Below are 25,875 nucleotides of genomic sequence, written 5' to 3' on the forward strand. Positions count from 1 at the left end.
CAATGAGTTTGAGTATAATAAACGTCAAAAATGTGTATTTTACTTGTTCAGAACCATTTCCAAATTGTGGAATTAATCTAATTTATGCCCTAATATCCTTTTATTTAACTCTTCTGCAGGATTATAGCCTTGCTCTTTTTGTTTAAAATTCTTTGTCGCAATTTCTATGATTAATGCTGAATTTCTTCCAGGTTTAACTGGAATATCAAATTTAACTACCTTTTTATCCAAAATAGTTTCATATTCATTGTCTATTCCCAACCTATCATATTCAACTTCATGGTCCCAAGGTTCTAAATTTATAACCATCTCAACCTCTTTAGAATCCATTACAAAACCTATTCCAAAAATCTTTTCAACATCTATTATTCCAACTCCTCTAATTTCCATGAAATGTTTAGTTATTATTGGAGATTTTCCTATCAATCTATCATCTATTCTTTTTATGATTACTGAATCATCTGAAATTAATTTAGAACCCTTGGATATTAAATCAAGTGCAGTTTCGCTTTTCCCCACACCGCTATTGCCTTTTATAAGAACACCTACTCCATAAACATCAAGTAATACTCCATGCATTCTTATAGTGGGAGCTAACTCTATTTCCATATAATTTTGGAATTTAATAGAAAATTTAGAAAAAGTTTCCTCAGTTCTTAATAATGTAATATCCATTTCTTTTGCAAGTTCAATTATTTCATCATGAATCCATCTATCTCTCATAAATATTATGGCTGGAATTTTACATGAAAAAAGTTTTTTAACAGCTTCATATCTCTCTTCGGAGCTCATTTCATTTAAGAAATACCATTCTTGCTCTCCAATTATTTGCACTCTTTTATCATCAAAAGAATCAAAATGTCCATTTAATTGCAGTCCTGGTCTATTTATGTCCAAAGTTTCTAAATATATTTGATTAAAATTATTAGATTTATATAAAATTTTTAAATTTAAATCATTAATTACTTTGTTTAATGCTATTTTATCCATTTATCCCTCCATGGAAGTGTTCATAGATACTTTCTGCAGCACTTCTATTCATACTTTCAACTATTTCTAAGTCTTCAATTGTAGCTTCCTTTATTTTTTTAATAGATTTAAAATGTTTCATTAAATTTTGTTTTCTAGTTTTCCCTATATTTTTTATATTGTCCAACTCTGATATAAAAATATCTTTTTCTCGTAATGAACGATGATAGTTTATTGCAAATCTATGAGCTTCTTCTTGAATTTTATATACCATTCTATATATGTTGCTATTTATTTTTAAAGAAAATTCCTTATTCTCATATATAATTCCTCTAGTTGTATGAAAATCATCTTTTACCAATCCACAAACAGGAATTTTAATATTCAATTCTTGTAAAACTTTCAAAGCTATATTAACTTGTCCTTTGCCGCCGTCCATCATTATTAAATCTGGAAATTTTGAAAAGGAAGACTTTTTATTTGTATTTTTTTCCTCAATACCTCTAACAAATCTTCTATATAGAACTTCTTTCATAGAAGCATAATCATTAGGCCCTTCAACGGTGCGAATTTTAAATTTTCTATAATCACTCTTTTTAGCAACTCCTTCTTCAAACACAACCATAGATCCAACAGATTCTATCCCATATGTGTTAGATATATCGTAAGCTTCAACTCTATGAGGAATTCTATCTAAGCTTAACAAAGTCCTTACCTCTTCTAAAGTTCTCATGTTGTCTTCTATTTTTCTCTTATATTTGTCAGCATATTTGTTAATCATTTCTAAAGCATTTTGTTTTACAAGTTTTACTAACTTTAATTTATTCCCTCTTTGTGGGATTACTATATCCACATGATATCCTCTTTTTACAGAAAGAAATTCTTCGAGTACTTTTTTATCTTCTGGTTCTGATTCCACAATCAATTCTTTAGGAATAAAACTAACTCCTGCATAAAATTGTTTAATAAACGCACTCATTATTTCACTATTCTTATTTTCAAAATAGTCTTTCATAAAATAATGCTCTCGTCCTATTATTTTTCCCTCTCTAACAAAAAATACTTGAATTAAAACTTCATCAATTCCTCTTGCCAATCCTATAATATCTTGGTTTTCTGAGATATTTGTGTTTGAAATAATTTGTTTTTCTTTTAAAATTTCAAGTGATTGAATATCATCTCTATACAGTGCAGCTTTTTCAAATTCAAGTTTACTTGATGCTTCCATCATTTTCTCTTTTAATGATAGAAGCATCTTTTCATCTTTCCCTTCTAAAAAATTAAATATTTCGTTAACCATGTCATTGTATTTTGATTCGTCTACGTCGCCTTTACACGGAGCAAGGCATTTTCCTATAAAATAATTTAAACAAGGTCTGTATTTACCAATATCTTTTTTTAAATTTAAACTACACGTTCTCAATGGATATGTTCTATTTATTAAATCTATTGTATCATTCACAGCAGTAATTGCCGGATACGGCCCGAAATACTTAGCATGGTCTTTTAGTATTTTTCTAGTTTTTAAAACTCTCGGGTATTTCTCATTAGTTATTTTTATATAAGGGTACTGTTTATCATCTCTTAGCAATATATTATATTTAGGAAGATTGTCTTTAATTAAGTTACTTTCCAAAATTAAAGATTCAATTTCATTTTCGACTATTATATATTCAAAGTCTGCAATATGTGAAACCATAGCTTTTACTTTAGCATGGTTTCTTCCATAACTGCCAAAGTACTGACTTACCCTCTTTTTTAAATTTTTAGCTTTTCCAACGTATATAATTTCGTCTTGAGCATTTTTCATTATATATACACCTGGTAAATCTGGGAGTTTTTTTAGTCTTCCTTCTATATCGTCCAATATATCACCTTTATATTTCTCTAGTATATTTCTTTAACCATTCTTTTTCTTCTTCAGTCATAAATTTATTTAATTTCTCATATACTTCCTTATGATAATTATTTAAACACACTTTTTCTTCATCTGTTAATAAATTAGAATTTACAGCATCTAAATCTATAGGAGCATAGGAAATAGTTTTAAATTTTAAATATTGGCCATACTCATTGTATTCATGTTCAACAACTTCTAATATATTTTCTATTCTAATTCCGTGTTTACCATCCTTATATATTCCCGGCTCATTTGAAATTATCATTCCTGGTTCTAATTTTTTTTCAGCATTCGGATTGAATTGTGGCGGACTTTCGTGAACGCCTAAAACATATCCTACCCCGTGTCCTGTTCCACATCTATAATCTTCATTTATCGCCCAAACTTCTTTTCTAGCAATTGCATCTAGTGCTAAAGACTTAGTCTTGGCAGGGAAAATAGTGTTCATAAGTTGTAGATGAGATTTTAAAACATATGTGAAATGTCTTTTTTCTTCCTCTGTTAACTCTCCAACTGCAAAAGTTCTTGTAATATCTGTTGTTCCATCTAAATACTGTCCACCTGAATCAACTAATAAAAATCCTCTTTTTTCTATCTTAGCTGCACTCTCTTCACTAGCAGAATAATGCATCATACTTGCATTAGCTCCATAAGCGGATATAGTACCAAAACTTAAATCTAAGTATCTATCATCTGTCGCTCTTAATCCGTCGATTTTATTAGCACAAGTCCACTCGGTTTCATTACTTAAATCTGAATTTTTAAGCCAATGCATAAATTTGGTTACATATACACCATCTCTTATGTGAGATTCTCTTATATTCTCGAGTTCACCTTTACTCTTAATGCTTTTCAAATAACCTACAATGTCATCTTTTTCAATTACATTGTTTTTCCCCTCTATAAGTTTATATAATTTTGTATTTGTCTGCGGGCTCAAAATAAATTTTTCATTTTCTACATTTGATAAAATTTCAAAAACATCTTCATATTCATAGATTTCAAAACTTTCTTTTAGTTCATCAATAAAAGATTCTATTTTTTTAGTATCTATAAATAGTTTAGCTTTATTTAAAGTTACTAAAGCATATGCAAAAGTTACCGGTACATTTTCAATGTCTGCACCTCTTGTATTAGATATCCAAGCAACTCCTTCTAAACTAGTCACCAATGTAGCAGTAGCATTTTTCCCCTTAAGATTATCTCTTACAATGGATAATTTTTCCTTTGAAGTTCTATCACTCCACTCACTGTGAGAAAAAGATTTTGTTTCTCTAAATTCTCTATCTGTCCAAATTTGCCTATATAAATCAATATCTACTAATTCAGCATTGACTTCAGATTTTAATGTTTCGTATTGTGAAATTGGCATATATAAAGCATTATATCCAATTCTTTCACAACCATTATCTCTTAAAAATTCATTAACAGTAGGAACTCCATCAACACCTATTTTCATAAGTTCAAATCCAGTTCCTTGTATTTGACGTTCAGCTTGCTCAAAATATCTTCCATCAGCCCATAATAATGCTTCATTTTTTGTTACTACTACAGTTCCTTGAGAACCACTAAAATTAGTTAAATGTTGTCTTTCCTTATAATAATCTGCTAAATATTCACTATTATGTGGATCCGATGTCAAAACTAAATATGCATCGATATTATTTTCATTCATCAGTTTTCTTAACATATCCAAACTCATATTACCTCTCCTTTTTATAATATTAACTTTCATTTAACTGTATATCTAATATACTTATATATTTATTTTACTATTAGTTATATAAAAAAAATAGAGCTTTTCAGCTCTACTTTATTCAGCTATTTTTCAAAGCTATCATTTGATGCTAAATCATATTCTTTGAAAATAGCCTCTTCAAGTTCTTTTCTTGTTTCAGCATTTATAGGATGCGCAATATCTTTAAACTCTCCATTAGGAAGCTTTCTTGAAGGCATAGCTATGAATAAAGATTCTACCCCCTCAATAATTTTGATATCATGAATTACAATTTGATTGTCAAAAGTTACAGAAGCAACAGCCTTTAATTTGCTGTCTTCTGGTAATTTTCTGATTCTTACATCTGTTATCATCATGTTCTTATCACCTCTTCTATAAATTTATTATACATAATAAATTAATAAATTACAAACTTTCAATTAATCATTATTGTATTTAATATTTTAAATTATGACTTTAATTATGTTATAATATTGTTATTATAAGGGGGATTAAATGGATAACTTTAAAATAGATGAACACAAATATAGTCATATACATTTTATTGGAATAGGTGGCATTTCAATGAGTGCTATTGCTCAAATTTTAATTAATTATGATTATTTTGTATCAGGTTCAGATAGAAAATCTTCTTCTATAACTGATAAACTTGAATCTTTGGGAGCTAAAATATATTTCGAGCACAATCAAGAAAATATAAAAGGTGCAGATTTAATTATTTATACAGATGCAATTAACCTTGATAACAAAGAGTTAGAAGCTGCTATTAAATCAAAAGTTGATATTATTGATAGAGCATCTTTCTTAGGGCAACTTATGAAAAACTATAAAACATCTATTGCTGTAAGTGGAACACATGGGAAAACTTCTACTACGTCAATGCTTACAGAAATTTTATTAAATACAAATTATAATCCTACTATTTTATTGGGTGGAAATTTAAATGAAATTGGAGGAAATGTAAAAATAGGTGCTAAAAACTTACTTTTAACAGAAGCTTGTGAGTACAGAGCTAATATACTAAAATATTTTCCAACCACTTCAGTTATTCTAAATATAGATGAAGACCATTTAGATTTTTTTGACAATATAGAACATATAATTTCAACATTTGTGGGACTTGTAAACAATTTAAAAGAAACTGACATATTAGTGCTTAATATTGATGATGAAAAAGTTAAAAACTTAAAAAAAGAAGCTGTATGTAAAGTTATAACTTGTTCAACTATTGCTGAGACCTCAGATTATTTTGCTAAGAATATAAATCTTTCAAATGAGTATCCTACTTACGATTTATATTATCAGGGTAAATTTATGGGTAATGTAAAATTATCAGTGCTTGGAGAACACAATATATATAATTCATTATGTGCCATAGCAGCTGCACATGAAAATAATATAGACTTTTATACTATAATTGAAAACTTAGAGAAGTATAATGGCGTTCACAGAAGACTCGAATTTAAAGGGACTTATAACGGAGCTACTGTTGTAGATGATTACGCGCATCACCCAACTGAAATAAAAGCATCTCTAAAAGCTTTAAAGATTCAATGCAAGGCTAGATTGTTTTGTATATTTCAACCGCATACATTTACCAGAACTAAACTTTTATTAGACTCTTTTTCACAATCTTTTGATGATACTGACTTGACTATAATCACTGATATATATGCAGCAAGAGAAAAAGATTATGGTGATATCCACTCTAAAACACTTGTCAATGCAATTAATAATTATGAAGACTGCGCTGTTTATATGAGTGATTTTCATGAAATAGTTACCTATTTAAAAAATGAATTGCAATCTGGTGATATAGTAGTTACTATGGGTGCTGGAGATGTATATAAAATAGGTGACGAGTTATTAAATTTTAATTTAAATAAAAAGGCTCTATAATATCTGTTGGGGAGTAAATCTCTAACAGATATTTTTGTAAAAAAAATTGCACTTATATGCATTTAGTCCTAAACTTTAATTAGCAAAACCAAAGATTGGAGGTACATATAAGTGCAAAATAATATCATGAATTTGTTTGGTTTTAAAGATGTAGTTTTTGATAGTTTTAATGAGGATAATGAATTTGTCCATGTTCATCTTTTTGTTTCTAAGATGTCTGTCTGTCCTCATTGTGGTTCTAAAAGGATTTGGGTTCATGGTCATAGGACTCAAAGGATTAAAAGATACTCATATTCGTGGTAAGAAGTCTTTAATTCATTTAAGGAAAACTAGGTATGATTGTAAGTCTTGTGGGTGTCGTTTTGAAAGGAATCTTGATTTTTTGCTAATGGTCATACTATGACTAAGAGGCTTGTTTTTGCTATTGTTCATGAGTTTGATGTGGTTTATTCTATTTCTTCTATTGCTAATAGGTATAATGTTTCTTCGAATACTGTTCTTCGTATTTTAAATTGTTTAAGTGTTCCTAGGGGTAAGTTTTCTGAGGTTTTGTGTATTGATTAGTTTAAGGGTGATAGTGGCAATAACAAGTATCAGACTTCTCTTCTTAATGGTGATATTCATAGTGTTATTGATATTTTACTTTCTAGGAGTAAGGATTGTTTGTTTGAGTATTTTAAAAGGATTTCTAATATAGAGAGGATGAGTGTTAAGTTTTTGGTAAGTGATATGTCTAATTTTTTTAAGTCTGTTAGGGATAGGTTCTTTAGAAGTTCGATTCATATTATTGATAGGTATTATTTCATAAGACAGGTTTCTTGGGCTTTGGAGAATGTTAGAAAGAGGATTCAAAGGGATGTTTCTTCTAAGCTTAGGGTGTTTTTAAGAGAAGCAAGGGTTTAGTTACAAAGCCTTCTTCTATGCTTAGTTCTATGCAGGCTAGTGAGGTTTCTTTAATGCTTGGGTTAAGTGAGGATTTAAGGTTAGCTTATCAATTAAAGGAGTTGTTCTACCAATATGTTCTTACTCAGCCTAATAAAAAGATGGCTAGTATATGTTTGAGTGAGTGGATAAGAAGGGCTAAGGAGTCCGGTTTAAAGGAATTTAGTTCTTGTATTACTGCTTTTAATGATTGGTTTGATGAGATATGTAATTCTTTTGATTATCCTTGGTCTAATGGTCCTCTTGAGGGTACGCATACTAAGATAAAGACTTTAAAGAGAAATTGTTTTGGTATGAGGAATTTTGATTTATTTAGAAAACGAATTATGTTTTCGTGTAAGTAGTTGGCAAAAGAGTATTAAATTTTCTGAAAACTCCTAGGAGTTTTGTTTGCTATGCCTATTTTTAGTGGTTTTTGTTTTATTTTAGTTTTGGACTTATTTTAGCTGCTATGTGTTGATTTTTATATAAAATGAGAGGCTCGATTTTATGAGCCTCCCCAATGTTTGACATAGAGCCTTAAAAAATACTAGCTGATTTTTCAACTAGTATTTTTCGTTTATATATTCTTCTATAAGAGAAGATTTTTCTATATCTTCAAACACTCTTTCACTTTTCAATATTTCTAAAAGCCACATAGCTTTAGAATGAAAAATAGCCTCTTTTTTATCTTCCAAAACTATTTCATATAGAACATGATTTAATTTTTTAGATTCACATTTAATGTAATAAGATGAAACATTTTCAAAATTTTGTAATTTTAAAATTTTGAAAGCTGTCTCGTCTTTTTCGTGATAAAACTTATTCCCTAAATTTAAGTAATAGTTATAGTATCTCGAATGTTTTTTAGTGTTCTTAACTTCTCTAGCTAACATCTTATAATATTTTGCCATACCATTGTAATATTGATAATTGTACATTCCCTTTTCATAAGAATCTATCTTGATAAAAGGTCTGGCATTTTCACCTGCAAAATATTCATAATTATATTGTAAAAACTCTCTTTTACTTATATCGCCATTGTCATACTGCATAATCAAAAAAGATCTTCGTTCAAAAAAATCTTCAAACTTATCTTTTTTCCTAAGTGGTGTCACTTTTGCCTCAAATCTAATTAAATAATCCAGTAAATACTGGTAATATCATTAAAAGTACCAATATTATGGCAATTATTTTTACAGCATTCTTATTCAATTATTTCTCCTTACCAAGTTCTACTATGTTTTCTTTTAATTCATCTGTAATTTCAGAAACTTCTGTATCTATATTGATAAAAATTTCCTTACTTTCTATATCTTTTATTTTATCCAATTTCTTCTTTAAAAATTCTAAATCTTCTATATTCAAATTCAAAATCTTATAAATTCCATCTATATATATCTTTTCAAGGTCATAATCCATAGCTAATAAACCACATATAAAGCCATAGAATGATTCTTTATCATTAAGTCTATAATCAGTTGCATTTATTAATCTTACATTATAATCAAGACTAAAAATATGATCATCATCAACTTCTACAAATGCAATATTTCCATTTCCGCTTTTAAGATCTTCATTAGCGTTTTCAATTAACCATCTAGTTTTTCCAGATCCTTTTGGGCCTAAAATATACTTAACCATAATTACCAATCCTTTCCTTTACATTGCCCTTGATGAAATCCTTTTTCTTTCATCTCTGCCACTATCTCATCTCTTATTTTCCACCAGGATGTGTTCCAATTACAGAATAAAGAATTTTTCTCAGGAGCTCTACCTATTATTCTCTGAACGACTATAGACGAATCTAAATGTCGTAAAAACAAAATAGTTCTTCTTTTATATTCCTCTAATGAGATTATATCAATTTTACCCTCTTGATACAATTGTCCCATTAAAGTTCCCTTTAAAATATATAATGCATGAATCTTTACTTCTTCCACATTTAAAGCATTTAATAGATGAGCTGTTTCAATATTATCCAACTCGTCATCATAAGGTAAATTTAAGATTACATGTGCACAAACTCTCAAATTCCTCTTATGTAATCTTATTGTGGCATCTACAAATTCAGCTACTCCATGTCCCCTATTTATTTTTTTTAGAGTTCTATAATTTGCTGTTTGCAACCCTAACTCAACAGTTACAAAATATTTTTTATTTACTTCCTCTAAAAAGTCTAATATTTCATCACTTAAGCAATCTGGTCTAGTTGAAATAGATACCCCTACAACTCCATCTATTAGCGAATCATTTATATTCTGCACAAACTGCTCATAGTCTAAATAAGTATTTGTAAAATTTTGAAAATATGAAATATACTTATTAGCTTTATACTTTTTCTTAACAATATTCATATTACTAATAAGTTGATTTTCTATAGAACCACAACTATTTTCGAAACTTCCCCCTTCTTCTCCACAAAAAGTACAGCCACCTGCGCCAAGTTTACCATCTCTATTTGGGCAGGTCAAATCTAACTTGATAGGCAATTTATAAACTTTTTCTCCAAATTTATTATACAGGAAATCTGAATAATTGTTATATACCATATTACATCTCACATTCTAAAATTTTATAATTCTTAGGGGTTTTAACAACCCCTTAAAAATTTCTATTCTTCATCGTGTAATTTACTGAAAGTTTCAGATACTTTAGCAAATTCTTCATCGTCTTCTATTTCAGTAAGTTCAACTTCTTCTTCTGAGAGTTCTTGATATTTAAAAAGTATAAGTTCTCCATCTTCAATCTCATCTTCCGGAATTAAAGCTATATAATTTTCTCCTTCTACATCAAAGATATCTATTACTATACAGTTTAATTCTGTTCCATCTTCCAATGGAATACCTATTACATCGTATTCAAATTCTTCTTCGTGATTGTGTTCATTTTGCATAATTTATGCCTCCTAATTTTATTTCAAGTTTTTCAAGATTTGTTTTACAAATTCATAAACTCTTTCAGTAGATGCTATTTCTAAATTTTCACCTGGTGCATGTGGACCTCTTATGTTAGGCCCAATAGATAACATATCTATATCTCCTATTGTGTCTTTAAAAATTCCACACTCAAGTCCTGCATGTATAGCTTCTAATTCAAGATCTTTTTTATTTAATTCTCTATATACTTTTATAGCCACTTCTCTTAATGGAGAATTAGCCTTGTATTCCCAAGCTGGATAATCATTCTTAATTTCATAAGTTGCTCCAACTAATTTAGCTATTTCAAGATTTCTTATTCCAATTTCATTTTTTAATGAAGTAAGAGCAGATCTTATATTAGTTAAAATTCTAATTTCGTCATCATCTGACTCTATTACACCAACGTTTATAGAAGAGCCTACCAAACCTTCTATATCGTTACTCATTGATTGTACTCCATTAGGAAGTATCAATAATGCCTGTACAATTCTTTCTGCTAACTCATCTTTTAAAGCTTTATCATAAATTGAAGTTGCTTCAAAATTCAATCTAACATCAGGGTCAGTATTTCCAAATTCTTTTACATAATCCCTATTTAATATAATGACTTTCTTTTGAATCTCAACTAGCTCATTTTCATCGACTGCTATAATAGCTTTTGCATATCTAGGAATTGCGTTTGGTTTCGCTCCTCCAGAAATATCTACTAAGTCTATATTATCCCTTAATTCATAAAGAGCTCTTGCCAAAAGTTTATTAGAATTTCCAAGACCTTTTTGGATTTCTTGTCCTGAGTGTCCTCCCTTTAAACCAGAAATAGATAATTCATAAAATGCTCTTCCTTTTGAAATTTCTTTAAAATCTTTTTTAAATGTTAATACGTCTCTTCTACCACCAGCACACGCTATACAAGCAACTCCTTCAGTTTCAGAGTCTAAATTTAATAACATTTTACCCTGTAGAATGCTTCCGTCTAAATTAGACGCACCTGTCATTCCACTCTCTTCATTTGAAGTTATTAATACTTCAAGAGGTGGATGCTCAATATCATCAGATTCTAAAATAGCAAGTGCCATTGCAACTGCAATACCATTGTCTGCTCCAAGTGTTGTTTCATGAGCTATTATTTTTCCATCTTCAACTGTAAATTCAATAGGGTCAGTATCAAAGTTTATGTTTGATATTTCACTTTTTTCACAAACCATATCCATATGCCCTTGAATAATTAAAGTTGGAGATAACTCATATCCTTCAGTTCCTGGTTTTCTTATAATTACATTATCGTGGGAATCTCTTGTATAATCTAACCTATGCTCTTTTGCAAAATCCACTAACCATGTAGCTATCTTATCTTCATTAAATGAAGCTCTAGGGATTTTAGTAATTTCTTCAAAGTAATAAAAAACTCTCTTTGGATTATAATTTTCTAATTTATTCAAAATAGTCCTCCTATTTACTTTATTATATCCTAATACAGATAAATGTTCCAAATATTTTTATGAATGATATTTTACTAAATAATTTCTCACTGAATAAGCCTATTTTTAAAATCTTCTAGTATCAAATCGTAGCTAACTTTATTAATAGTTTTCAATATATTAAATTCATCTTCTAATTTTTCAAAACTTTCTTTTACAATTCCATAGGCAGAATATCCATCTTTAAAATTTTCAACTATTATATTTAACAAAGTTTTTTCTAAATTTACAGATTCTTCATAACTCAATTCAAAATTTTCTGATATATTTAAAAATAACATTGAATATTTGTACCTTAGATAACTTAGAAAATCTTCTAAATTTTCCTCATAAGATCCACCTTCTATCCTGTGAATTATCTTTATCAATAAATTCCAATAAAAATCTTTCTGTATTATCTTTTCTATTTCAGTTCCTATATTATTTGTGAATTCATCAGAAAAACTAAGTTTTCTATTGAATATAATTTGCTCCTGTAAATTCATATCAAGAGTTGAAATGTTATTTATTTTATCAATTAATTGAACAAAACTTTCCCCGTATGAAAGTTCTCGTTCTTTAGAAGCTTTCTCTTGTAAATATTCAACTATAATATCTGTTGTTTTTTTAAAGTTGAATACAAACCCTAATTCATCTTGTATTTTAGAGCTAAACACATCATGTATAATCTTTGAAAGTAGATAGTTCAATTGATTGCTTGCAGATGAAACTGCACTTGCATCAAATCTTTGTACATGATCAAATAAAATTTGTAATTGTTTATCTACCATATATAATGAATCTTTTATGGAAGCCATCATTTCTTTTATAAAATTTTCACTCATCATATAATTATAATTTTTATATAATATTCTATGGTCTATTTCGCCCCAAAAAACATTAACCATGGATTTAATTTGTAATTCAAAATTAAATTTATTTTTCCCATATTCGTAAATTCCATCTATCTTATATATTTCGAAACCATTTTTTTGTATTTGAGGCTGCTTATCTGAAAGTTTTAAAGAAATAGATGAATTCTCATCAACTTTACAGTACCCATTTCCTAAATCATATTTAAACATATCTTGAATACTTTCAAATAGATTTCCTTCTTCTTTTAAAAATCTACACTCAATTCTAACTCCTATTAAATCAGATATATTCATCAACATCTGTTCAGGGTCTTCTGTATGTAAAAAATAATTATTTTTTACAATTTTCTCTCTTAAACTTGATTCTGATTTTGTTCTAAATGTTATATTAGTAATTACACTATTATCCAAACTATCCCAAAGATAGTCTACAATATTTTCCGAAATTTCTTCTAATATATTTCTATAATAATTTAAAAGTTCTGCACTCTTATCTATATAGTCAAAAAGTTGAAGTTTCATATTATCACCCTATCTAAGTATACATTAGAATAAAAAAAATCCCAAGGCTTTACCTTAGGATTCTTGAATATTTATAACTTCAACTTTATGTTTTACTGAAAGTTCTTTAATTTTATTCACATAAGTTTCTTGTTCTTTTCTTCCTTTAAGTTCCGATTCTACACTTCCCTTAATTTTATCAAAATCAAGTTCTTCATGTTTATCATCTAATTTAATAATATGATATCCAAATTGAGTTTTGACAGGTTCAGAAATTTCTCCTACATTCATTGAAAATACTTTTTCATCAAACTCAGGAACCATTTGACCCTGTGAAAATTCACCTAAGTTTCCACCATTGGCACTTGAAGGACAACTTGATTTTTCTTTAGCTATCTCAGCAAAATTATCTACATTTACCTCTTTAAAAATACTATTTGCCTCTTCTTCTGTTTCTACTAATATGTGAGAAGCACTAACAGTAGGTCCTTGGTTAAAGTGTTCTTTATTTTCTTCATAATACTTCTTTATTTCATCTTCACTTACTTCAATATTTTCTAAAGTTTTCCCAAGAGCATATGTCATAAGCAATGAATCTTCTGTAGCTTTTAAAACTTCAATAAAATCTTCATTTTTATCATATCCCTTTTCTCTAGCATCTATTACTAAAAGTTGTTGACTAATTAATTCATCTAAGATTTCCTTTGAAAATCCTTTTTTATTATAATAGTCTCTTAATTGTGGATTTAATTGTCTTAAAAAATTTTCATAATGAGCTGTAGTGATTTCTACACCATCAATTTTTGCAATTATATGTTTTTCCATAAATTTTCCTCCTCATAAAAAAAAGCAGCCTAGGCTGCTCAATAATTTATAATTCTACGATATTTTCAGCTTGAGGTCCTTTTTCGCTTTCAACTACGTCAAACTCAACCGCTTGACCTTCATTTAAAGTTTTGAAACCTTCTTTTTGAATTTGTGAGAAATGGCAGAATACATCTTTTCCATCTTCTCCTGTTATAAATCCAAATCCCTTTTCACCGTTAAACCATTTTACTGTACCTTTCAAAATTTACCTCCTTGTTACTCTAATCATTTGTAAATGTATAGACTTTGAGGTTTACTCTAAAAGATTCAATCATTTTCAAATTCATAAAGTTGTATTACTTGACTAAGTATATCATTTTTAACCCTATTAATCAACTAAAATAAAATTATATTACCCTTAGCGTGTAAATCATCGCCATATATTTCAAAATAATCCCTAGTTTCACTACAATTTATATCAATTTTGATATTACTATTTATTTCTTTTGAATACACTATTTCTAAAAACTTTATATGTCTTTTCATTTCTAAATATATAGCCTCTTCTATCCATCTTATATAAACAGAATTATTTATATGTTTATTTTGGTCAAAATCTGAACCAGATATACTAACAGACACTAGTTTATTAACATCACTTCGACTTATCCTAGTAGATTTAAAAAGCTCTTTTTTATATATTTCAAAATAATTTAAAAGTTCTTTTGGCGCAACAATTGCCTTTCTGCTTTTAAGCTCTATAATTAAAAATTCAGCTCTACATTCCCCAATTACATTACCTTCAATTTCAATCACAAATTCTCTACTAATTCTTAATTTTGATATATTTGAAACCCAAGTAGCAACCTTTATATCTTCTCCAATTTTTATATTTCTACTGAGTTTAAAGGTCCAGCTGTAAATCATCCATATCAAATTATTCTCTTCCATAAACTTATCAGCAACATTGGACTCTAAATTTGAAACTTCTAGTAAAATTTTGGAAAGTTGTTCTATTTTTAAAACTCCATCTATAGTTCCAATATTATCTATTTTAAAATTTAACTTTTTCATAAACTCACCTTCTGTAAAATAGTCTATCACATTTGTTTAGATTTTACATACATTCTTAGATATGTTATAATTTCTCAAAGACAAAAATTAGTTAAGCGCCAGATCCACACAGGGATGACGAGGAACGGAGTTATCGAAATTTCGGCGGATGCTCCGAAGGTATCACAGCCTAAGTGTTCTACAAAAATCAAAAGAAATTTTGATTACAAACAGAACAAAGTGAGTCTTAAAATATATTTGGAGGTAAAAATTTAATGTGCGGAATCGTAGGTTACTGTGGCGACAATAGCGCTACAAAAATTATTTTAAATGGATTAGAAAAATTAGAATACAGAGGATATGACTCTGCTGGTATTTCTGTAATAGGTATTGAAGAAATAAAGACTTTAAAGAGAGCTGGAAAATTAGAAAACTTAGTTAAATCAGTTGAAGAATCACCATTTGATGGAAAAGTTGGTATAGGGCACACTCGTTGGGCAACTCATGGGATTCCAACAGAAACAAATGCCCATCCACATTTGAATAAAGAAGGTTCAATTTCAGTTGTTCACAATGGAATAATTGAAAACTTTGTTGAATTAAAAGAAAAGTTAACAAATGAAGGATATATATTTAAATCTGACACTGATACCGAAGTAATTGCTCATTTAATTGATAAATTTTATGAGGGAAATTTATTAAATGCTCTAATAAGAACTCTAAAGGAACTTGAAGGTTCTTATGCTATTTGTGCAATAGCAAATGATAATCCAAGTGAATTAGTAGCTGCTAGGAATAAATCTCCACTATTACTTGGAGTAACTCCTACAGGCAATATAGTTGCTTCTGATGCTGCTTCAATAGTAGAACACACACAACAAGTTGTCTATTTAGATGATATGGAAGTAGTACATTTAAAAATAGGAAAAGCTCCTACTATATATAATTTAAATTTAGATATTCTTGAAAAACCAATTTCAAAAATAGATTGGGATGTTGAAGCTGCTTCTAAAGAAGGCTTCGACCACTATATGATTAAAGAAATTTTTGAGCAAGAAAAAACTTTATCTAGTACTCTAGACCGTTTATTGAAAAACAATAAAATTGATTTGGGTGAAAATACATTCACAAAAGAAGAGTTTGAAAGTTTCGAAAATATATATATCACATCTTGTGGTACAGCACTTCACGCTGGACAAGTTGGAAAATTTTTAATTGAAAAATTGATACGCAAACAAGTTAGAGACGAAATAGCATCTGAGTTTGCATATAGCGACCCTTTTGTAACAGATAAAACACTAGTTATCGTTGTTAGCCAGTCTGGAGAAACTGCTGATACTTTAAATGCAATAAGACTAGCTAAAAAACGCGGTGCTACTGTCTATGCTATAACTAATGTTGTTGGTTCTACAATAGCTAGAGAGGCTGATAAAGTTCTCTATTGCCATGCAGGGCCTGAAATTTCAGTAGCTTCTACTAAAGCTTATACTTCTCAAGTTGTCAATCTATATTTGTTCACACTTGACTGGGCTCTTAAAGTTGGTAAAATTACAAGTGAAGAATTAGAACATGCTATAAATGAAATTAAAAAGACACCAGCTATAATAAAAGATTTATTAAAAAAATCAGATATTTATAAGACAGTTTCTCAACATATTATAGATGCTGAATCCGTGTACTTTATAGGTAGAGGTGTTGACTATATTACTTCAAAGGAAGGTTCTTTAAAACTTAAAGAAATTTCTTATATACACTCTGAATCATTTCCAGCTGGAGAGTTAAAGCATGGTACTATAGCTCTTATTGAAGAAGGTACAAAAGTTTTTGCTTTGGCTACTCAAAGGAATTTAATTGATAAAATGGTTTCTAATATACAAGAAATTTCAGCAAGAGGTGCTGAAGTATTTGCAATAGGTTTCTACAATGAAGGACTTAAAAAGCATACTTATCAACTAATAGAAATACCTGAAATAGATGATTTGGTTGCACCACTTATAAGTATAGTTCCTTTACAAATAATTGCATATTATGCATCAGTTTTAAAAGGAAATGACGTAGATAAACCTCGTAACCTTGCTAAATCAGTTACAGTAGAATAAAAAATTAGGACGTACTAAATTAGTGCGTCCTTTCTTTCTGCTTCTTTAATTTTAAATATTAAAAACTTTGTTACGGGATAAAATACTATCTCATAAACAGTTTCAATTATTGTCATAGTAATTGACATATAAATTATTTGACTAATCGGTATTATACCTAAAAATGCTATGTTACTAAATATTATATTATCTACAAATTGACCTAATATCGTAGACACTATTGCTCTATATAGTAAACTGTTATCACCTTTCATTTTCAAGTAATACATTACCTTTACATTTAATACTCCACCAATCAAATATGCTATTAAACTAGCTAGCAAAATTCTCGGAACATTACCCAATACAATTTCAAATGAATTTTGAATTTCAATTGTACTGACATTTGGAAGTAGAATTGCAAGTTGTGAGCAAGCAGCTACAATTATATTTAATAAAAACCCCCAAAATATCATTGTTTTAGCACTACTATAGCCTCGAGTTTCTGTTTCTACATCTTGTGCTATAAAAGTTACAGGTTCAAAAATATAGCCAGCAGGAGCTTGTATAATTCCAATTCTCCATCTCTTAGTTGCAAAAATATTTTTCATTATTACTGCAACTGCATATAAGCTCCATAACATAAGCCTATATAAATCTGCTTTTTTATCTTTATTATAAGAATCAATCTTCTGCATAATGTCCTTCCCTATCAAGTCCATTTGCTAAAAATGCTTTTTCTCTATCTATACAAGTTCCGCATTTACCACAAGGAGGATTAGTTCCATTATAACAAGAATAAGTCAAATGATATGGCACTCCTATGCTTTTCCCATAAGCTACAAGTTCAGTTTTAGTCTTGTTTAAAAATGGAACTTGTAAACTTACTTTGCCTCTTGAACCAACGTTTATAGCCTCTCCCATAGCTTTTACAAACTCAGGACTACAATCAGGATAAATTACTCCGGAGTCATCTTTATGTGCTCCAAAGTAAATTTCATCCACCTTATATTGCATTGCTAATGAAGCTAACACAGATATAAATATTCCATTTCTAAACTCAACCTCTGTATTGGCATTTTCTTGTTCTGCATAATCTCCTTCACTGACTTCTAAACTCAAATCTGTAAGTGATGAATTACCGTGTTTAAAAATATCTTTTAAGTCAATATTTATCTGTTCAACATCATAATACTTAGCTACCTTTTTTGCAGCTTCAAGCTCTTGTTCATTATGTCTTTGTCCATAATCAAAAGACACTGTCATTACAGAATCACCTGTTTCCTTAGCCATTGCAAGACAAGTTGAACTGTCTACTCCTCCACTAAATAAAACCATTTTCATAATTTACACCTACCTGTTGTCGATATTTTCAGGATATAAATCATGATTGCTAAGTCTATTCCAAGCTACCTCTTCCCATTTTGTTCCAGCTTTTCCATAGTTGCAGTATGGATCTATTGAAATCCCACCTCTTGGTGTAAATTTACCCCATACTTCTATATACTTTGGATCCATTAATTTTATAAGGTCTTTCATAATTATATTCATGCAATCTTCGTGAAAATCTCCTCTATTTCTAAAGCTGAATAAATATAATTTTAAAGATTTACTTTCAACCATTTTCACATTTGGAACGTATGATATATAGATAGTTGCAAAATCAGGTTGTCCTGTTATAGGGCATAATGAAGTAAACTCAGGACAATTAAATTTTACAAAGTAGTCATTGTCTGTATGTTTGTTGTCAAATGCCTCCAAAACTTCTGGTGCATAATCTCCAGGCATTTTAGTTCCTTGGTTGCCTAAGAGCGTTATATTTTTCATTTCTTCTCTTTCTCTCATAATTCTCCTCTTTGAAACAAATAAAAAAAGGTGTCGTAACACACCTCGGTAAAAAATAAATTAATCTAATTTTTATTTATTTCTATCCCTAGTTTTATTTTAAGACAGGATGGTTACGAACTGTCTACAGCAATTATAATGTATAATTTAAAATCTTTCAAATAAAAAACTATTTAAATAGGATTCTAAAATTTTTCCCTATTTAAATAGTTCTTTTAAAAGTTTAAAATTCTATTTTAGACTTGAATAAATCTCCGTCAATTTCAATTTCAAAAGTACCTTTTTGAACATTTACTAAACTCTTAGCTATAGATAGGCCTAATCCACTACCTTCGGTATTCCTTGAAGCATCTCCTCTTGTAAACCTCTCCATTAATTCATCTTCTGAAATATTTAAAGGATATTTTGAAATATTTTTTATAATTAATTGTACTTTTTCATTCTTATATAATCTTACATAAACTCTAGTCCCTTCCAAAGCATATTTATATATATTAGAAAATAAGTTATCCAAAATTCTTGAGGTTTTAACTCCATCTAAGTTTAACATTACTCTTTCTGGAGTGTATTCTTCTACAATAGTTATATTTTTTTCTTCAAGCTTATCTTCCCATTCCCCTATAATTTGTTTTATCAGCTGTTTAAAATCAATTTCTTCTATCTCTAAATCAATATTTTCACTACTAACTTTTGCCGCTTCAAAAAGATCTTCTATTAGTGTCTTTAATTTTAAAGACTTCTCATTTATAACTTGAGCATATTTCTTAATATTTTCTACATTTTCTTCTTCAACTACTAATTCTGAATAATTTATAATTGAAGTCAATGGTGTTTTTAAATCATGTGATACATTTGCTATTAAGTCAGTTTTCATTTTTTCTGATTTAATAGCATTAGATATAGCACCATCTAAATTCAAAGTTATCGCATTCAAATTATGTGCTAATCCTTTAAAATGCGAGTTGTTTTCCTCTATTTTTATGTCGTAATGTCCTTCAGATATTATTTTTGCTGTTTTTTCTATATCCTCAAGTTCAGTAATATATTTTTGAACTCTTACAAATATAACACCTATTAAGCAAACCCAAATTAATAACACGATTAGTTGTAAAGAAGATACCACAACTATATTGGATGCAACTACACCAAGAATTAATAAAGCTAAAAAAAATAGCATTAAGTTTCTTCTCTTTCCCGGATCAAAGTCTTTTAAATATTCCGTAGATACATTCTTTGATTTCATAAATAATCCAATTGATTTCTGACCAAAAAAGTTAAATACTTTAGACACAATTGAATTATTTACAACTTTAGATGAAAACCCATTATAAAATACATCTTTTAAACAATATAACAAGTACAATTCTGCAACACCTATAGTGCTTATAGCTAATATCTGTAATAAATAAAATGGAGATAACAGACTCTTAATTAAATCAGTATTTATACTAAAAAAATCAGCTGCCATCATTGCACACATAAACCAAAGAGGTATTGCTCCAAATACAACTATTTCAAAAGGTACTTTTAAAATGCTTTTATAAAAATTACTTTCTTCCATTTTTTCAAAGTTAGAAAATAAACCTAATAGTAATATTAAAACTGCTCCAGTTACAACTCCTAGCGCAGAATTTGGCAATAAATTTTCTTCATAATTCATTGATGACTCATACTGTTTAAAAGCCATTGAGTTTGTATCAATTAAATACGTAAAATTTAATTTTTGTATCCCACTATTCTTTATTGATGCATAAACCTCTCTAATAGCTTGTTTTAAATTTGTTGCATACTTTCTATTCTCATTTTTTACTTGGTCTATATCTTTTGTAAATTTAAGAACTCCATCTTCCCATACACCACTTAATATAATGTTATTTGGGCTTTCACTTAATTTACTATCAGCTATATATTGTGGATCAAACTCATCGACACTATTATCATTAGTCAAATAATACGTTCTGTATAATGGTTCTTCAGTTACATTAATATTTATCTTAGGATCGTTTATTCCTCTTGCTTTAGCAGCATCTATTGCTGCACCATAGCTACTGTATTGTTCAAACCCCCCATCATACTCATTTAAATCTAAAATAACTTTATTAGAATGCCTTTTAAATTCTTCTGTAAAAGGATAGTTGGCAATTTTATAACTTCTGACATAAAATTTAATAAATTGATCTCCATAAATATTATCTATATATTTAAAATTTGAATTTCCAGCACCATCTTTATATAGAGAATTATCCACTTGATTATAATAGTCATAATATGATTCTCTATTGGATTTATATGAATTAAATAAATTATTTTTAGAGCCATAAATCCCAAGTAACACTCCTACAATTGATATTACCAAAAATGCTATTAATAATCCTTTTGTAGAATATCTTATATCAACATCTTTCATAACTCCTCCTATTTTGTAACGAACTTATATCCTAATCCCCAAGCAACCTTTAAGTAAATAGGCTTTTTAGGATCAATTTCAATTTTTTCACGTATTCTACGTATGTGTACCGTTACAGTTTTAACATCAAATGCTGGCTCATCCCAAACTTTTTCATAAATTTCATCAACTGAAAAAACTCTATTAGGATTTTTCATCAATAATTCTAAAATTTGATATTCAATTGATGTGAGATGTGCCTTTTCATCTCTCACATAAACCGATTTTTCAGGTATTACAAGTTTTATATCTCCATACTCTAAAATATCGGAATTCTTATTGGGTTGATACTCATAAAATCTTCTTATGTTGGAACTAACTCTTGCCATAAGTTCTAAAGGATTAAAAGGTTTAGTTATATAATCATCAGCGCCTATATTCAACCCTATTATCTTGTCATAGTCTTCACCTTTAGCAGACAAAATAATTATCGGAACGTAAGTAATTTCTCTTAACTCTAAAATAGCTTCCTCTCCACTTAAATTAGGCATCATAAGATCCATAATAATTAAGTCTATCTTTTCAGACTTAAACTTATGTATCGCTTCTTCACCATCTTTGGCTTCAATAACATCATAATTTGCATTTCTCAAATATATTCCTATAGAATCTCTTATGGCGTTATCGTCTTCTGCTACCAATATCTTATACTTCATATCCAACCTCCATATATATATTACATCACATTTATTAAGATATTACTTTAAAACTCTTACAAAAATCTTAAATTTATTATAACAAATCTATGCAAATATTAATTATTTTTGAACTTATGTCTTGATTATAAAGCCATTCCAATTTGATAATTTGGTTAATAATATTATTTAATCCAATGTAAAAAAGTAACTGATTAGATTCCTTTTAAAAATACTACAAATAAAAATAGCTCAAGATTTCTCTCAAGCTATTTTCTATAGTTTTTAATCTAAAATATCATGTGTGCGAATAACACAATTATCGGAAGTGTTATTAATGTTCTTTCAAGGAATAATATGAATAAATCAAGCAAAGTTACTGGCAAATTAGTTCCAAGAATAACCGCACCTGTTTCAGACATATATATAAGTTGAGTTACAGAAACTGCTGCAACTATAAATTTTGTCATTGGGTTAGCTATTTCAGCTGCCAATATAGATGGAACAACCATGTCAGCAAATCCAACTACCATAGTTCCACTTGCTGCTTCAGCTTCAGGAACTTGAAGTAATTTAAGTATTGGTAAGAATGGTTTACCCATTATATCGAAGAATGGTGTTGCAACTGATACTACTAATGCTAAAGTACCTGCTGCCATAATAATTGGTATAACACCTAACCATAATCCTAAAACTGTTCTAGCTCCACTCTTTAAGTATTGTCCAACTCCAACATTTTCTTCAGCTTTTTTAACTGCAAGTTGAAGTCCCCATTCTGATTTTGTAAATCCTGCAGGTATTGCTTCCGGTATAGCTTTTCTAACTCCATTGTTATACTCATCTTTCTTAGATGATAGAGGATAAATCCTTGGTAAAATCAAAGCTGCTATTACACCAGAAAGTGCAACTATAAAATAAAATTGTCCAAAGTAATCTGTCATAGATACATTTTCAAGAACTACTAAGCAGAATGTTATGGATACAGCTGAGAAAGTAGTTGCGATAACAGCCGCTTCCCTTGCAGTATAATAACCATCTTCATATTGTTTGTTAGTTAGAGCAACCCCTATTGTTCCATCTCCTATCCAAGAAGCAACACAGTCTATTGCTGAACGACCTGGCAAATTAAACACCGGTCTCATAAATGTTGTTAAGAATACTCCTAAAAATTCTAACAAACCAAATTCTGTTAAGAACGGTAATATAAATCCAGCTACTAAGAAAATAGTAAATAGACCACATATAAGGTCATATAATATAAGCCCACCTGTATCTCCGCTATAAATTATTTCAGGACCAACTTCAAAAGCTGTCATAAATCCAATGCAAAGTCCCACTAATCTAGCAAAAAGCCAGAAGTTTGAAATGTCAGATATTTCTTTTAATAATTCATTATTTTCAATCCAAGCCGGTTTGGCTAATTTGTAAATAATTGCTAAAGCACATGATATAACGATACATATTAAAACTAATACATAAATAGGAACTACTGATTCTATTCCCTTGTTGATACCCTTAGATATTACAGATACCATTATTGTTGAGGCACCATCTTTTTTAAATGGCACCATTAAAAGTAGAACACCTATGATTGAAGGAATTAAGAATTTCATAATCCTTCCAGTGGTCATTTTTTCTTTTTTAACATTTTCCATATAAATACCCTCCCTTTTTTAGTAACTTATATTTAAATGTCTTCTCTCCATAGAGGCATGGACATACATCTTGGGCCACCTCTACCTCTTGAAAGTTCACTTGAAGGCATAATATGAAGTTTTATTCCGTATTCTTCTAAAAGCTTATTAGTAACCTTATTTCTTGAATATACTACAACTTCTCCTGGAGCGATTGCCAAAGTATTAGCTCCATCATTCCATTGTTCTCTAGCTCCCGCTATTGGATCATCTCCACCACAACGAATTAAAGTTACACTTTCAAGACCTAAAGCTTCTGCCAAGACTTTATCAAGCTCTTTATTCTCTTTTTCTATATTGATTCTGCCATCTTCTCCTTTAGTTAAAGAATATACAGATAGTGGTCCTTCAATTTCAGGATGTATAGTAAACTTATCGTAATCAACCATTGTAAATACAGTATCAAGATGCATAAAAGCTCTCTTGTTTGGAATGTAAAGAGCTAAAATCTTTTTGAAAGATTCATTCTTTTCAAAAATTCTTTCAGCTAATTTTTCTATAGAAGCTGCATCTGTTCTTTCGGAAATCCCCACTGCCAAAACTTCTTTTGATAAAACTAATTCATCTCCGCCTTCAATAGCAGTTGAATCCGTTCTATCATACCACAATTCCAAATCAGCATCTTTAAATCTTGGGTGATATTTTAAAATATATTTTGCAAATATCGTTTCCCGTTGTCTAGTTAAGTTTCTCATCTTATTTAAAGAAACTCCATATCCTATATTTGCCGCTGGGTCCCTTGTGAAATATAAGTTAGGCATTGAGTCAACTATAAATGGATATTCAGAGTCAACCATATCAGTTAAGCCCAATTTCTTAAAATCAGGTAGTTCGTCCTTTTTTATACCTTCCATCATCTTAAGAACCATTTCAAAGTTACTTTCAAAACTCATCAACAAGTCTTTTACAAGCTTCTTCTTAGTCTTGCCTTCGATGTTAGCTTCAGAAATAAATTCATCCACAAATTCATTCTTGATTTCTTCTGAAGTAATAGCTTCCGCTACTAATTCTTCCAAATAAAGAACTTCTACTCCATTCTCTCTTAAAATATTTGCAAAAGCATCATGTTCTTGCACTGCTACTTCTAAAAATGGAATATCATCAAATAAAAGTCTGTCTAATAAATCTGGAGTTAAATTTTCGATTTCTTTTCCAGGTCTATGTAGCAGTACAGTTTTTAATTTTCCAATTTCACTGTAAACGTGTATCGCTTTCTCTCTACTCACCTTCTAAGTCTCCTTAAAAATATATATTTAGATTTAAAGTAAATCTATAAACTACTAATTTTTAACAAGCTATTTAACTTGTCTTGGATAAATAATTTCAAAATATAAATTCGATTCCATTTGATATTAACATTATTTTACCATAATTTTTATGTGTTATGTAATTAATAAAGAAAACCTTTTCAAGATATATACATTATATCTTTATTCAGCTATGCTTTTGAATTCCTTTACCATTATTTTATCATAGTACCATTATAAATAGTATATAATAATTATTTTATTTTATTAATTTTATCTATTTTTCTCCCTTTATATAAGGATTTTACTATACTTGAAAAGTTTATAATTAATTTGTTAAATTAATTTAACAAATTCAAATCAAAAATATACTATTTTAAAAATTTTTCCATTCTGTAGTTTTGTTCCACTTCATTAAGTCTACTATCATTGTTTTTAAATCGATATCCCATCTCTTTATAAAATCCAACGGCTGTAATGGATGATGCCACTTCTATTCTATTGCCCCTTAATGCGTATTCATCTTTTTCTAAAGTCTCAACTATGTTTCTACCAATACCCTTTCCAATATATTCAGGTAAAACAAAAACACTCATTATATAAGCCTCATCTTCTTTACCACAATATGAACCTATGCCACCTATCCCAACTATCTTTTCATTTTCTTCACATATGTAATAATTATTTTTTTCAGCTCTTTCTATCAAATCATTTTCTGAAAGTTGTATAGAACTGTCTTCTAAAAATCTATCTTCATAATCCTTAGAATTGACTTCATATAAAGTTCTTTTTATCAGCGCTGAGCCTTCTTTAGCATCTTCAACTTTAAATCTTCTAATCATAATATCCTCCATCAACTCATAAATAGTTTTGTTAAAATAATTATTTA

General features: G+C 29.0%; 24 protein-coding genes and 1 pseudogene. 4 read left to right on the top strand and 21 right to left on the bottom strand.

The window, feature by feature from the left end; translation table 11 throughout:
* Positions 1-72 precede the first annotated feature (72 nt).
* The 4 genes from hprK to spoVG form a co-directional block, all read right to left on the bottom strand.
* Complete coding sequence (hprK, locus tag DYE58_RS09880) at positions 73-990, bottom strand: HPr(Ser) kinase/phosphatase (RefSeq protein ID WP_004821746.1); 918 nt, start codon at positions 988-990, stop codon at positions 73-75.
* Positions 983-2,836, bottom strand: a complete 1,854-nt coding sequence (uvrC, locus tag DYE58_RS09885; protein WP_115312273.1) for an excinuclease ABC subunit UvrC — start codon at positions 2,834-2,836, stop codon at positions 983-985. The genes hprK and uvrC overlap by 8 nt, the downstream gene beginning before the upstream one ends.
* A 10-nt stretch (positions 2,837-2,846) precedes the next feature.
* Positions 2,847-4,571 (bottom strand): aminopeptidase P family protein, encoded by a 1,725-nt coding sequence (locus DYE58_RS09890; RefSeq protein WP_040552711.1) that lies wholly within the window; start codon positions 4,569-4,571, stop codon positions 2,847-2,849.
* 119 nt (positions 4,572-4,690) lie between these two features.
* Positions 4,691-4,963, bottom strand: coding sequence for a septation regulator SpoVG (gene spoVG / locus DYE58_RS09895; RefSeq protein WP_004821755.1), 273 nt, complete (start codon positions 4,961-4,963; stop codon positions 4,691-4,693).
* A 139-nt stretch (positions 4,964-5,102) separates the two neighbouring features.
* Here spoVG and murC point away from each other — a divergent pair, with 139 nt between their 5' ends.
* From murC to DYE58_RS11415, 3 genes and pseudogenes are all read left to right on the top strand, one after another.
* Positions 5,103-6,506 carry a UDP-N-acetylmuramate--L-alanine ligase gene (gene murC, locus DYE58_RS09900; protein ID WP_004821757.1) on the top strand — a complete coding sequence of 468 codons (1,404 nt, stop codon included), beginning with the start codon at positions 5,103-5,105 and terminating at the stop codon, positions 6,504-6,506.
* Between the two features lie 111 nt (positions 6,507-6,617).
* Positions 6,618-6,809, top strand: coding sequence for a hypothetical protein (locus DYE58_RS09905; protein WP_083827215.1), 192 nt, complete (start codon positions 6,618-6,620; stop codon positions 6,807-6,809).
* 333 nt (positions 6,810-7,142) lie between these two features.
* Positions 7,143-7,792: pseudogene (locus DYE58_RS11415) on the top strand (transposase).
* 201 nt (positions 7,793-7,993) lie between these two features.
* Here the strand turns inward: DYE58_RS11415 and DYE58_RS09920 are convergent.
* From DYE58_RS09920 to DYE58_RS09960, 9 genes are all read right to left on the bottom strand, one after another.
* A complete protein-coding gene (locus DYE58_RS09920) occupies positions 7,994-8,545 on the bottom strand; it encodes a DUF6648 family protein (protein WP_004821759.1) in 552 nt (183 codons plus the stop codon).
* A gap of 97 nt (positions 8,546-8,642) precedes the next feature.
* Entirely contained in the window at positions 8,643-9,071 is a 429-nt protein-coding gene (locus DYE58_RS09925) for a hypothetical protein (protein WP_004821761.1), read from the bottom strand.
* 2 nt (positions 9,072-9,073) lie between these two features.
* A complete protein-coding gene (mnmL, locus tag DYE58_RS09930) occupies positions 9,074-9,979 on the bottom strand; it encodes a tRNA modification radical SAM protein MnmL/YtqA (RefSeq protein WP_004821762.1) in 906 nt (301 codons plus the stop codon).
* Positions 9,980-10,041: 62 nt separating this feature from the next.
* Positions 10,042-10,323, bottom strand: coding sequence for a DUF1292 domain-containing protein (locus DYE58_RS09935; RefSeq protein WP_004821765.1), 282 nt, complete (start codon positions 10,321-10,323; stop codon positions 10,042-10,044).
* 18 nt (positions 10,324-10,341) lie between these two features.
* Complete coding sequence (locus tag DYE58_RS09940; protein ID WP_040552714.1) at positions 10,342-11,787, bottom strand: aminoacyl-histidine dipeptidase; 1,446 nt, start codon at positions 11,785-11,787, stop codon at positions 10,342-10,344.
* Positions 11,788-11,873: 86 nt separating this feature from the next.
* Entirely contained in the window at positions 11,874-13,202 is a 1,329-nt protein-coding gene (locus DYE58_RS09945; RefSeq protein ID WP_115312275.1) for a GTP pyrophosphokinase, read from the bottom strand.
* Between the two features lie 54 nt (positions 13,203-13,256).
* On the bottom strand, positions 13,257-14,006 hold the full coding sequence (locus DYE58_RS09950) for a peptidylprolyl isomerase (protein ID WP_004823494.1): 750 nt from the start codon (positions 14,004-14,006) through the stop codon (positions 13,257-13,259).
* Positions 14,007-14,052: 46 nt separating this feature from the next.
* Positions 14,053-14,250: a cold-shock protein gene (locus DYE58_RS09955; protein WP_004823496.1), complete on the bottom strand. Its 198-nt coding sequence runs from the start codon at positions 14,248-14,250 to the stop codon at positions 14,053-14,055.
* A gap of 134 nt (positions 14,251-14,384) precedes the next feature.
* Complete coding sequence (locus tag DYE58_RS09960) at positions 14,385-15,062, bottom strand: acyl-ACP thioesterase domain-containing protein (RefSeq protein WP_115312276.1); 678 nt, start codon at positions 15,060-15,062, stop codon at positions 14,385-14,387.
* A 254-nt stretch (positions 15,063-15,316) separates the two neighbouring features.
* On the opposite strand from DYE58_RS09960, the gene glmS reads away from it, so the two are divergent.
* Positions 15,317-17,140, top strand: a complete 1,824-nt coding sequence (gene glmS, locus DYE58_RS09965) for a glutamine--fructose-6-phosphate transaminase (isomerizing) (RefSeq protein WP_004821772.1) — start codon at positions 15,317-15,319, stop codon at positions 17,138-17,140.
* A gap of 14 nt (positions 17,141-17,154) precedes the next feature.
* On the opposite strand, the gene DYE58_RS09970 is transcribed toward glmS, so the two are convergent.
* The 8 genes from DYE58_RS09970 to DYE58_RS10005 all read right to left on the bottom strand — a co-directional run bounded on the left by DYE58_RS09970 (position 17,155) and on the right by DYE58_RS10005 (position 25,828).
* Complete coding sequence (locus DYE58_RS09970) at positions 17,155-17,817, bottom strand: queuosine precursor transporter (protein ID WP_004821774.1); 663 nt, start codon at positions 17,815-17,817, stop codon at positions 17,155-17,157.
* Positions 17,804-18,463 carry a 7-cyano-7-deazaguanine synthase QueC gene (queC, locus tag DYE58_RS09975; protein ID WP_004821776.1) on the bottom strand — a complete coding sequence of 220 codons (660 nt, stop codon included), beginning with the start codon at positions 18,461-18,463 and terminating at the stop codon, positions 17,804-17,806. The genes DYE58_RS09970 and queC overlap by 14 nt, the downstream gene beginning before the upstream one ends.
* 9 nt (positions 18,464-18,472) lie before the next feature.
* Complete coding sequence (gene queF, locus DYE58_RS09980; RefSeq protein WP_004821779.1) at positions 18,473-18,964, bottom strand: preQ(1) synthase; 492 nt, start codon at positions 18,962-18,964, stop codon at positions 18,473-18,475.
* A gap of 223 nt (positions 18,965-19,187) precedes the next feature.
* Positions 19,188-21,371 (bottom strand): sensor histidine kinase, encoded by a 2,184-nt coding sequence (locus DYE58_RS09985; RefSeq protein WP_115312277.1) that lies wholly within the window; start codon positions 21,369-21,371, stop codon positions 19,188-19,190.
* 8 nt (positions 21,372-21,379) lie between these two features.
* On the bottom strand, positions 21,380-22,066 hold the full coding sequence (locus DYE58_RS09990; protein WP_004823324.1) for a response regulator transcription factor: 687 nt from the start codon (positions 22,064-22,066) through the stop codon (positions 21,380-21,382).
* A gap of 269 nt (positions 22,067-22,335) precedes the next feature.
* Positions 22,336-23,700 carry a YjiH family protein gene (locus DYE58_RS09995; protein WP_115312278.1) on the bottom strand — a complete coding sequence of 455 codons (1,365 nt, stop codon included), beginning with the start codon at positions 23,698-23,700 and terminating at the stop codon, positions 22,336-22,338.
* A gap of 32 nt (positions 23,701-23,732) precedes the next feature.
* Positions 23,733-24,965, bottom strand: coding sequence for an arginine deiminase (gene arcA / locus DYE58_RS10000; protein WP_004823213.1), 1,233 nt, complete (start codon positions 24,963-24,965; stop codon positions 23,733-23,735).
* Between the two features lie 392 nt (positions 24,966-25,357).
* Positions 25,358-25,828 (bottom strand): GNAT family N-acetyltransferase, encoded by a 471-nt coding sequence (locus DYE58_RS10005; RefSeq protein WP_169311347.1) that lies wholly within the window; start codon positions 25,826-25,828, stop codon positions 25,358-25,360.
* Positions 25,829-25,875 lie beyond the last annotated feature (47 nt).

The sequence above is a fragment of the Peptoniphilus indolicus genome, assembly GCF_900454665.1.
Taxonomy (GTDB): domain Bacteria; phylum Bacillota; class Clostridia; order Tissierellales; family Peptoniphilaceae; genus Peptoniphilus; species Peptoniphilus indolicus.